This window comes from Neisseria sp. P0009.S007 (genome assembly GCF_051962515.1).
In genome coordinates, this window is record NZ_JBQCVF010000067.1 from 1 (window position 1) to 11,531 (window position 11,531).

Consider the following 11,531-nt stretch of genomic DNA (forward strand, 5'->3'; position numbering starts at 1 on the left):
TGGGCATGGCAAAAGGCAGGGGATTTTACCGTTGCGCCGATGTTGCCTGCCAATAGCGCATTATTACGCTCCCTATCTATTCCGCGCCAGCTTCAAGGCCGTCTGAAAAGTGGATTAAACGGTCAAAACAGCATGGGCGAATATCATGTTGTGCCATATCTGTCGGCTCAGCATCAAACCGCATCAGCCGTATTGCTGGATTTTGCCGATTGGCAACAAGGCAAGCCGATAGAAGCGCCCAGCGTGTGGCCAATCATTGAAAATGTCGAACAATGGTTGCAAGTGCAAAATGCCGATGCTGTCGTATGGAAAGTAGCGAATGAAGCGGCAGCCAAGCAAGTTGTCGATATTTTGGCGCAAGGCGTGGCTATGCCGTTGATTGCGGCTGCTCCGGAAAGTATGGTTTCCATTTATCGCGAACAGTGGCAGAGCATGGGTGTGCATGCTGTTTTGACCGATAATGACATTGAGGCCGTCTGAAATGAGTAGAAATCAAAAGCTTTTGATTGCCGCTGTTTTACTGATTGTGTTCGCGGCGGCCAAGCTGCTGCTCTTGGATTGGTGGCAGCAACAGCAATCAAAAACAAAAGTAGTCGAATGTAATTTAACACAAAGCTGCGTCCTGCCTGACGGTTCAAAAGTACGTGCGACATCCATCAATACGCGCGAGCCGTTTGATATCGTGATAGAGAATGTTCCGCAAAATACAGGGGCGGTCAGTATCAGTTTCAGTATGAAAAACATGGACATGGGCTTCAACCGCTATAATCTGGCGCAACAATCGCCGCAAAGCTGGCAGGCTTTGCAAATCCGTTTGCCGTTTTGCGTCGAAGGCCGCCATGATTACACTGCCGACATTACTATTGGCAAACAGACTTTTCAGACGGCATTTAGCGCGAAGTAGCCATCCGATAGAGGCCGTCTGAACGGCCATAGGCTAAAAAAATCTAATTTTTTAGATGGCGTATTTAAAAATTCCTTATAAATGAATCAATTATAAATTATTTTTTGGTGGATTGTTTACAATCATTCTGACTATAAACCAAAAATACAAAACGGACAGAAGCCAGGCTACATCAGGGTTTGATGTGGTAAAGCCTGTCCGTTTTTTACATTTTTTGCAAAAAAATCGTTTATTAATAACTGAATTTTTTATAATTTTTTTTGAAAAAAGTGTTTGACAAGACCGGTTTTATTTTTTAAATTTGTTTCCATAAATAAAAACTACATCGCACTACAAAGGAACATCATCATGAATCTGTATCAAACCACTCTCTCTTGTTATAGATTTTCTCCCATCTCTGCCGCTCCCGTCGCCGCCAGCTTATTGGTAGTCCCGACGGTCTGAAGGCTCTCAACCCGAATCCAGTTTCCGCATTCCCACAAACACTTCGGGTTTTAAAACTTCTTTCCCCTGTTGCATTCATATACTGATTAATAATATTTAAAAAACAAATACCTCCGCTTCAGCCTTATTGTATTCAATAGTTTTGATAACTATTTGTTTTTATTAATTTTAAATTTTTAGATGGTTGATAATGGAAATTTTACAGGCCGTCTGAAAACAGTTTTTGAAACGATTGTTTCTTTTTAAACGGTTCGTTTCTGGTTTAGAGAAAACCGAACCGGCCGATTGATACTGACAAAAGTCTATAAAGGAGAAATATGATGAGCCAACACTCTGCCGGAGCGCGTTTCCGTCAAGCCGTAAAAGAATCGAATCCTCTTGCCGTCGTCGGTTGCGTCAATGCTTATTTTGCGCGATTAGCCACCCAAAGCGGTTTCAAGGCGATTTATCTGTCCGGCGGCGGCGTGGCAGCCTGCTCTTGCGGTATCCCTGATTTGGGCATCACCACAATGGAAGATGTGCTGATCGATGCGCGGCGGATTACGGACAACGTGGATACGCCTTTGCTGGTGGACATTGATGTGGGTTGGGGCGGGGCATTCAATATCGCGCGTACGATTCGCAACTTTGAACGCGCCGGCGTTGCAGCGGTTCACATCGAAGATCAGGTAGCGCAAAAACGCTGCGGCCACCGTCCGAACAAAGCCATTGTTTCTAAAGATGAAATGGTCGACCGTATCAAAGCTGCCGTAGATGCGCGCGTTGATGAGAACTTTGTAATTATGGCGCGTACCGATGCGCTGGCGGTAGAAGGTTTGGATGCCGCTATCGAACGTGCTCAGGCTTGTGTCGAAGCCGGTGCAGACATGATTTTCCCTGAAGCCATGACCGATTTGAAAATGTACCGCCAATTTGCAGATGCAGTGAAAGTACCTGTATTGGCCAACATTACCGAGTTTGGTTCCACTCCGCTTTATACCCAAAGCGAGCTGGCTGAAAACGGCGTGTCGCTGGTTCTGTATCCGCTGTCATCGTTCCGCGCAGCAAGCAAAGCCGCTCTGAATGTTTATGAAGCGATTATGCGCGATGGCACTCAGGCCGCAGTGGTTGACACTATGCAAACCCGTGCCGAGCTGTACGAGCATCTGAACTATCATGCCTTCGAGCAAAAACTGGATAAATTGTTTCAAAAATAAGTAACCGCTTTCAGACGGCCTTTCAACAAATCCACATCGGCCGTCTGAAAAATAAATCCCATAAAAATACAAAGGAGAAATACCATGACTGAAACTACTCAAACCCCGACTTTCAAACCTAAAAAATCCGTTGCGCTTTCTGGAGTTGCGGCCGGTAATACCGAATTGTGTACCGTTGGCCGTACCGGCAACGATTTGAGCTATCGCGGTTACGACATTCTGGATTTGGCACAAAAATGCGAGTTTGAAGAAGTCGCCCACCTGCTGATTCACGGCCATCTGCCCAATAAATTCGAGCTGGCTGCTTATAAAACCAAACTCAAATCCATGCGCGGTCTGCCTATCCGTGTGATCAAAGTTTTGGAAAGCCTGCCTGCACATACCCATCCGATGGACGTGATGCGTACCGGCGTATCCATGCTGGGCTGCGTTCATCCCGAACGTGAAAGCCATCCGGAAAGTGAAGCGCGCGACATCGCCGACAAACTGATCGCCAGCCTCGGCAGCATCCTGCTGTACTGGTATCAATATTCGCACAACGGCAAACGCATTGAAGTTGAAAGCGACGAAGAGACCATCGGCGGTCATTTCCTGCACCTGTTGCACGGCAAACGTCCAAGCGAATCACACATCAAAGCCATGCACGTTTCACTGATTCTGTATGCGGAACATGAATTCAACGCCTCCACCTTCACCGCCCGCGTGATTGCCGGTACGGGTTCGGATATGTATTCCTGCATCACCGGCGCCATCGGCGCGTTGAAAGGTCCGAAACACGGCGGCGCAAACGAAGTGGCTTACGATATTCAAAAACGCTACCGCAATGCCGACGAAGCCGAAGCCGACATCCGCGAACGCATCGGTCGCAAAGAAATCGTGATCGGTTTCGGTCATCCGGTGTACACCATCTCCGACCCTCGCAACGTTGTCATTAAAGAAGTGGCACGCGGTTTGAGCAAAGAAACCGGCGATATGCGCCTCTTTGACATTGCCGAACGCTTGGAAAGCGTGATGTGGGAAGAGAAAAAAATGTTCCCGAATCTGGACTGGTTCTCCGCTGTTTCCTACCAAAAATTGGGCGTACCGACCGCTATGTTCACACCGCTGTTCGTAATTTCCCGTACAACCGGTTGGAGCGCACACGTTCTCGAGCAACGCAAAGACGGCAAAATCATCCGTCCGAGCGCAAACTACACAGGCCCTGAAGATTTGGCATTCGTGGAGATTGAAAACCGCTAATACGCGTAACAGCAGGGTGGGCCGCCAGCCTGCCCCATCTCGAAATGCCGTTTGAAAACAATGAATAAATTAAGTTTTCGTTTTTCGACGGCCTAGTGCAGTATGCGAGAGAGAGAGAGCCGGCCGTTTGGAAAACATGCTGCTCTGCTGTCGTCATTCCCATACAGGCAGAAATTCAAAAGTTGAAATGTTCTGCTGTAAAGAGTGCTGAAAGATTTAAGTTTGGATTTCCGTCTATACGGGAATGATGGTAGCGGAGCAGCAATTTTTTTTCATACCGCGAATAGATTTCAGACAACAAGCAATAAAACAGAATTTATGGTTTCAGACGGCCTTAAGGTCCGAATCAACAGTCCGTCTGAAACCCCAAAACCAAAAAAAGAATAGATTTAGGAGAACCGACATGACTGCCAACCAACGCTACCGCAAAGCTTTACCCGGTACGGATTTGGAATATTACGACGCGCGTCAGGCGTGTGAAGACATCAAACCAGGCTCTTACGACAAGCTGCCTTATACAAGCCGTATCTTGGCTGAGAACTTGGTCAACCGCGCAGACAAAGTCGACCTGCCTACGCTGCAAAGCTGGCTGGGCCAGCTGATTGAGGGAAAACAGGAAATCGACTTTCCTTGGTATCCGGCGCGCGTGGTGTGTCACGATATTCTGGGTCAGACAGCGTTGGTGGATTTGGCGGGCCTGCGTGATGCAATTGCCGAAAAAGGCGGCGATCCTTCCAAAGTGAATCCGGTGGTGCAAACCCAGCTCATCGTCGACCACTCTTTGGCCGTTGAATGCGGCGGTTACGATCCTGATGCCTTCCGCAAAAACCGCGAAATCGAAGACAGACGTAACGAAGACCGTTTCCACTTCATCAACTGGACAAAAACCGCATTTGAAAATGTGGACGTGATTCCTGCGGGCAACGGCATTATGCACCAAATCAATTTGGAAAAAATGTCGCCGGTTGTCCAAGTCAAAAACGGCGTAGCATTCCCTGACACCTGCGTCGGTACTGACTCACATACGCCGCACGTCGATTCATTGGGCGTGATTTCCGTAGGTGTGGGTGGTTTGGAAGCCGAAACCGTAATGTTGGGCCGTGCCTCCATGATGCGTCTGCCTGATATTGTCGGCGTTGAGCTGACCGGCAAACGCCAGCCGGGCATTACTGCCACCGACATCGTGTTGGCACTGACCGAATTCTTGCGTAAAGAGCGCGTGGTTGGTGCATTTGTCGAATTCTTTGGCGAGGGCGCAAGAAGCCTGTCCATCGGCGACCGTGCCACCATTTCCAATATGACCCCTGAGTTCGGCGCGACTGCTGCGATGTTCGCTATTGATGAGCAAACCATTGATTATTTGAAACTGACCGGTCGCGACGATGCGCAAGTGAAATTGGTGGAAACCTACGCCAAAACCGCAGGCTTGTGGGCAGATGCCTTGAAAAACGCCGTTTATCCTCGCGTATTGAAATTTGATTTGAGCAGCGTAACGCGCAATATGGCAGGCCCAAGTAATCCGCATGCCCGTTTTGCGACCGCCGATTTGGCCAGCAAAGGCTTGGCTAAACCTTACGAAGAGCCTTCAGACGGCCAAATGCCTGACGGTGCAGTGATTATTGCCGCGATTACTTCATGTACCAATACTTCCAATCCGCGCAACGTTGTCGCCGCCGCGCTGTTGGCACGCAATGCCAACCGCCTCGGCTTGAAACGCAAACCTTGGGTGAAATCTTCGTTTGCCCCGGGTTCAAAAGTAGCCGAAATCTATTTGAAAGAAGCAGGCCTGCTGCCTGAAATGGAAAAACTCGGCTTCGGTATCGTTGCCTTCGCATGTACCACCTGTAACGGCATGAGCGGCGCGCTGGATCCGAAAATCCAGAAAGAAATCATCGACCGCGATTTGTACGCCACCGCTGTATTGTCAGGCAACCGCAACTTTGACGGCCGTATCCATCCGTATGCGAAACAGGCTTTCCTCGCTTCGCCTCCGTTGGTCGTTGCCTACGCGCTGGCAGGCAGCATCCGTTTCGATATTGAAAACGACGTACTAGGCGTTGCAGACGGCAAAGAAATCCGCCTGAAAGATATCTGGCCGACCGATGAAGAAATCGATGCCATCGTTGCCGAATATGTGAAACCGCAACAATTCCGCGACGTTTATATTCCGATGTTCGATACCGGCACAGCGCAAAAAGCACCAAGCCCGCTGTACGACTGGCGTCCAATGTCCACCTATATCCGCCGCCCACCTTACTGGGAAGGCGCACTGGCAGGGGAACGTACATTGAGCGGTATGCGTCCGCTGGCAATTTTGCCCGACAACATCACCACCGACCACCTCTCGCCGTCCAATGCAATTTTGGCCAGCAGTGCCGCAGGCGAATATTTGGCAAAAATGGGTTTGCCTGAAGAAGACTTCAACTCTTACGCAACCCACCGCGGCGACCACTTGACCGCCCAACGTGCCACTTTCGCCAATCCGAAACTGTTTAACGAAATGGTGAGAAATGAAGACGGCAGCGTACGCCAAGGTTCTCTGGCACGCGTTGAACCTGAAGGCAAAACCATGCGTATGTGGGAAGCCATCGAAACCTATATGAACCGCAAACAGCCGCTCATCATCATTGCTGGTGCGGATTACGGTCAAGGCTCAAGCCGCGACTGGGCTGCAAAAGGCGTACGCCTCGCCGGCGTGGAAGCGATTGTTGCCGAAGGCTTCGAGCGTATCCACCGCACCAACTTGATCGGTATGGGCGTGTTGCCGCTGCAGTTCAAACCGGGTACCAACCGCCACACCCTGCAACTGGACGGTACGGAAACCTACGATGTTGTCGGCGAACGCACGCCGCGCTGCGACCTGACCCTCGTGATTCACCGTAAAAACGGCGAAACCGTCGAAGTTCCGGTTACCTGCCGCCTCGATACCGCAGAAGAAGTGTTGGTATATGAAGCCGGTGGCGTATTGCAACGTTTCGCACAAGACTTCTTAGAAGGAAATGCAGCGTAAGGTAAATCAGGCATAGTTAAAATGCCCGGGCTACGCTCAAAAAGGTTTTCAGACGGCCTCGAATGTTTGAGAGGCCGTCTGAAAAAACCATACGAGAAATACAAAGGAGAACTCGAAATGCCGCAAATTAAAATTCCAGCCGTTTACTACCGCGGCGGTACATCTAAAGGCATTTTCTTCAAACGCACCGATCTGCCGGCCGCTGCGCAGGAAGCAGGCGAGGCACGCGACAAAATCCTCTTGCGCGTACTCGGCAGCCCCGACCCTTACGGCAAACAGATTGACGGTTTGGGTAATGCCAGTTCGTCCACCAGCAAAGCCGTGATTTTGGACAAATCCGAACGTACCGATCACGATGTCGATTACTTGTTCGGACAAGTTTCCATCGACAAACCTTTTGTCGATTGGAGCGGCAACTGCGGTAATCTGACCGCCGCCGTGGGCGCATTTGCCATCGAGCAAGGCTTGGTCGATAAATCCAAAATCCCTTCAGACGGCCTGTGTACCGTCAAAATCTGGCAGAAAAACATCGGCAAAACCATTATTGCCCATGTACCGATGCAAAACGGCGCAGTGTTGGAAACAGGTGATTTTGAGCTTGACGGCGTAACGTTTCCGGCAGCCGAAGTACAAATCGAATTTTTAGATCCGGCCGACGGCGAAGGCAGTATGTTCCCAACCGGCAATTTGGTCGATGAAATTGATGTGCCGAATATAGGCCGTCTGAAAGCCACGCTTATCAATGCCGGTATTCCAACCATTTTCCTGAATGCCGCAGATTTGGGCTACACAGGCAAAGAGTTGCAAGACGACATCAACAACGATGCCGCGGCTCTGGAAAAATTTGAAACCATCCGTGCGTATGGTGCACTGAAAATGGGCTTGATCAGTGATGTATCCGAGGCCGCCACCCGCGCCCATACTCCGAAAGTCGCTTTTGTCGCCCCTGTGGCCGATTACACCGCTTCAAGCGGCAAAACCGTCAAAGCTGCCGACATCGACTTATTGGTACGCGCGTTGAGCATGGGCAAATTGCACCATGCCATGATGGGCACCGCTTCAGTTGCCATCGCTACCGCCGCCGCCGTGCCCGGAACGCTGGTCAACCTTGCAGCCGGAGGCGGAGCGCGTAAAGAAGTCCGCTTCGGCCATCCGTCAGGCACACTGCGTGTCGGTGCTGCCGCCGAATGTCAGGACGGACAATGGACGGCCACCAAAGCGGTCATGAGCCGTAGCGCACGCGTGATTATGGAAGGACAAGTCCGAGTGCCGGAAGATTGCTTTTAAGTTTTCAGACGGCCACGCCATTAAACAAGGCCGTCTGAAAACCAAATAAGCAGATTTTAGTCAGGTAAGCGATACCTGCAATGGAGATTAGGGTTGGGCATAAAGCCTGACTAAACACCAAACCAAAGGCAATCTGAAAAGCTCTCAAATGTTTTTGCTCTTTTCAGACGGCCTGAAGCCAAAAAAACAATCAAAAATTCAAAGGAGAAACACCATGTCCAACCAACTCATTCTTGTTCTGAACTGCGGCAGCTCTTCACTCAAAGGTGCCGTTATCGACCGTAAAAACGGTAAAGTTCTCTTAAGCTGTCTCGGCGAACGTTTGGGTACGCCCGAAGCAGTCATTACGTTCAGCAAAGACGGCAAAAAATGCCAAACAGCTTTGACCGGCCGTAACGATCATGCCGGTGCCGTAGGTATGCTGTTGAAAGAGCTTGAAAAACACGGCCTGCACGACCGCATTAAAGCCATCGGCCACCGCATCGCTCACGGCGGCGAAAAATACAGCGAATCTGTTTTGATCGACCAAGCAGTAATGGACGAACTCAATGCCTGCATTCCGCTCGCTCCGCTGCACAACCCTGCCAATATCAACGGCATTTTGGCTGCGCAAGAGCATTTCCCGGGCCTGCCCAATGTCGGCGTGATGGATACTTCGTTCCACCAAACCATGCCGGAGCGTGCCTACACTTATGCCGTTCCGCGCGAATTGCGTAAAAAATACGCTTTCCGCCGCTACGGTTTCCACGGTACCAGTATGCGTTACGTTGCCCCTGAAGCCGCACGCATCTTGGGCAAACCGTTGGAAGACATCCGCATGATTATTGCCCACTTAGGCAATGGCGCATCCATTACCGCGATCAAAAACGGCAAATCCGTTGACACCAGTATGGGCTTCACGCCGATCGAAGGCTTGGTAATGGGTACGCGCTGCGGCGACATCGACCCGGGCGTATACAGCTACCTGACTTCACACGCCGGTTTGGATGTTGCACAAGTTAATGAAATGCTGAACAAAAAATCAGGCTTGCTCGGTATTTCCGAACTCTCCAACGACTGCCGTTCTTTGGAAATTGCTGCGGATGAAGGCCATGAAGGCGCACGCTTGGCTCTGGAAGTGATGACTTACCGCCTTGCCAAATACATTGCTTCGATGGCAGTAGCTTGTGGCGGCATTGATGCACTCGTGTTTACCGGCGGTATCGGCGAAAACTCGCGTAATATCCGCGCTAAAACTGTTTCCTACTTGGATTTCTTAGGTCTGCACATCGACACCAAAGCCAATATGGACAAACGCTACGGCAACTCCGGTATCATCAGCCCGACAGGTTCTATGCCGGCTGTTTTGGTTGTTCCAACCAATGAAGAGCTGATGATTGCCCACGATACGGCGCAGTTGGCTGGCTTTTTGGAAGAAGTAGGTTAGGGTGAAGATTTTCCTAGACCATAAACAATAAAAAGTGCGGATTCATCATCCGCACTTTTTTAATTACATCTCAATCAAGCTACTTGGGTTTGATGTTCGTCGCCGTTTCGCTCACGAATAACACCCAAGCGGTAAACGGTTTCGCCTTGTTCGCTCAAGAATGCTTGTACCGCATCGGCATCTTCTTTAGCAATGATAACGACCATGCCGATACCGCAGTTGAATGTACGGTACATTTCTTGGGTTTCCACATTGCCTGCTTTTTGCAGCCATTGGAACAGTTTAGGCAATTCCCACGCTTTGGCATCGATTTGTGCAACGGTATTTTCAGGCAAAACGCGAGGTACGTTTTCGGTAATGCCGCCGCCAGTAATGTGGGCCATGCCTTTAATGGTGAATTTTTCCAAAGCGGCAAGGATAGGTTTCACATACAGGCGGGTAGGGGCGATGATGGCTTCGCGCAAGGTTTTGCCGTTGTCAAATTCCGCATCCAAATCAGGATTGTCGCGCTCGATGATTTTGCGTACCAAAGAGTAGCCGTTGGAGTGTGCGCCGTTGGAAGCCAAGCCCAAAACAACGTCTCCGGCCTGAATGCTGCGGCCGTTAATCACGCGTTCTTTTTCAACCACGCCGACGGCAAAACCGGCCAAGTCGTATTCGCCTTCGGGATACATGCCCGGCATTTCGGCAGTTTCACCGCCAATCAAAGCGCAACCGGATTCTTCGCAACCTTGGGCAATGCCTTTAATCACATCAGTCGCGTGGGCAACATCCAGCTTGCCGCAAGCGAAATAGTCCAAGAAGAACAAAGGTTCTGCACCTTGAACCAAAATATCGTTGACGCTCATGGCAACCAAATCGATGCCGACGGTATCGTGTTTGTCCCAGTCGAATGCCAGTTTCAGCTTGGTGCCGACGCCGTCCGTACCGGAAACCAATACCGGATTTTTATATTTTTTGCCGATTTCGACCAAAGCGCCGAAACCGCCCAAATCACCCAACACTTCAGGGCGCATAGTACGCTTGGCAAAAGGTTTGATGTTTTCGACCAGTTGATCGCCTGCGTCGATATCCACGCCTGCGTCACGATAGCTCAAAGAAGTGCTCATTGGATTTCCTTATTAGGGTATGGGTAGATTGTCGGAGCGTATTTTATCTTAAATTGGAGGATTCATGCTGAATTTTTTGGCATTATTGTCAACAATTTTTATTTTATCTTAATAGTCGTCGCGCGTTCAGACGGCCTTTGTGAATCTGTTATACTGCTTATTTATTTTGAAGACCTTAAGCATCAACTGGGGAACACCTTTTTATGTATCAAAAGAAAGCGCGCGGCGCAAAACCGTGGATTATTATGGCTTGCGTTATCGCAACCTTTATTTGGCTTTTATATGCCTTAGGCGATGTTTTGACGCCGTTTATTGTGGCTGCCGTTTTGGCCTATGTTTTGAATCCCTTGGTCGAGTGGCTTCAATTGAAGCGTATCCGCCGCGCGCCGGCCTCTATGATTATTATGGCACTGGCTTTGCTGATATTGCTGTCATTGGTGCTGATTATCGTGCCTATGTTGTTGAACCAGTTTAACAATCTGGCCGAACGCCTGCCGCAAATCGTGGGCTTTGTTCAAAACAAACTGCTGCCGTGGCTTAACAGCGTCAGCGGGGATTATATTCAAATCGATCAAGAATCAATCATCGCATGGTTGCAATCGCATACGGATGAGTTGAGCAATACGCTCAAAGAATGGATTCCGACCTTGATGCGTCAAAGCGGCAACGTGATCAGCGGCGTCAGCAATTTGGTGTTGTTGCCTTTGTTGCTGTATTACTTCTTGTTGGATTGGAAACGCTGGTCTTCCGGAATCAGCAAACTGGTTCCACGCCGCTTTATCGAGACCTACACGCGTATCAGCGGCAATATGGATGAAGTTTTGGGCGAGTTTCTGCGCGGCCAGCTGATGGTTATGATGATTATGGGCTTGGTCTATGGCTTGGGCTTGATGCTGGTCGGTTTGGATTCCGGCTT

General features: G+C 49.8%; 8 protein-coding genes and 1 pseudogene. 8 read left to right on the forward strand and 1 reads right to left on the reverse strand.

Annotated elements, in window-relative coordinates:
* The 7 genes and pseudogenes from ACTHS3_RS07500 to ACTHS3_RS07530 all read left to right on the forward strand — a co-directional run.
* Positions 1–480, forward strand: a pseudogene (locus ACTHS3_RS07500) (NTP pyrophosphohydrolase); the annotation flags it as partial.
* Position 481: 1 nt separating this feature from the next.
* Positions 482–904 carry a hypothetical protein gene (locus ACTHS3_RS07505; RefSeq protein ID WP_440367568.1) on the forward strand — a complete coding sequence of 141 codons (423 nt, stop codon included), beginning with the start codon at positions 482–484 and terminating at the stop codon, positions 902–904.
* 764 nt (positions 905–1,668) lie between these two features.
* Positions 1,669–2,544: a methylisocitrate lyase gene (gene prpB, locus ACTHS3_RS07510; protein ID WP_002233567.1), complete on the forward strand. Its 876-nt coding sequence runs from the start codon at positions 1,669–1,671 to the stop codon at positions 2,542–2,544.
* A gap of 84 nt (positions 2,545–2,628) precedes the next feature.
* Positions 2,629–3,783 (forward strand): bifunctional 2-methylcitrate synthase/citrate synthase, encoded by a 1,155-nt coding sequence (gene prpC / locus ACTHS3_RS07515; protein WP_070583901.1) that lies wholly within the window; start codon positions 2,629–2,631, stop codon positions 3,781–3,783.
* Positions 3,784–4,186: 403 nt separating this feature from the next.
* Positions 4,187–6,793, forward strand: a complete 2,607-nt coding sequence (gene acnD, locus ACTHS3_RS07520; RefSeq protein WP_440367570.1) for a Fe/S-dependent 2-methylisocitrate dehydratase AcnD — start codon at positions 4,187–4,189, stop codon at positions 6,791–6,793.
* 117 nt (positions 6,794–6,910) lie between these two features.
* Positions 6,911–8,080, forward strand: a complete 1,170-nt coding sequence (gene prpF, locus ACTHS3_RS07525; protein WP_107848957.1) for a 2-methylaconitate cis-trans isomerase PrpF — start codon at positions 6,911–6,913, stop codon at positions 8,078–8,080.
* 214 nt (positions 8,081–8,294) lie between these two features.
* Positions 8,295–9,506, forward strand: coding sequence for an acetate kinase (locus ACTHS3_RS07530; RefSeq protein WP_128580680.1), 1,212 nt, complete (start codon positions 8,295–8,297; stop codon positions 9,504–9,506).
* A gap of 74 nt (positions 9,507–9,580) precedes the next feature.
* Here ACTHS3_RS07530 and purM read toward each other — a convergent pair whose 3' ends face one another.
* The gene (gene purM / locus ACTHS3_RS07535) at positions 9,581–10,615 is read right to left on the reverse strand and encodes a phosphoribosylformylglycinamidine cyclo-ligase (RefSeq protein ID WP_440367573.1); all 1,035 of its coding nucleotides are present in this window, start codon (positions 10,613–10,615) and stop codon (positions 9,581–9,583) included.
* A gap of 203 nt (positions 10,616–10,818) precedes the next feature.
* Between purM and ACTHS3_RS07540 the strand changes: the two genes are divergently transcribed.
* A partial coding sequence (locus ACTHS3_RS07540) for an AI-2E family transporter (protein ID WP_440367575.1) occupies positions 10,819–11,531 on the forward strand: 713 nt, incomplete at its 3' end.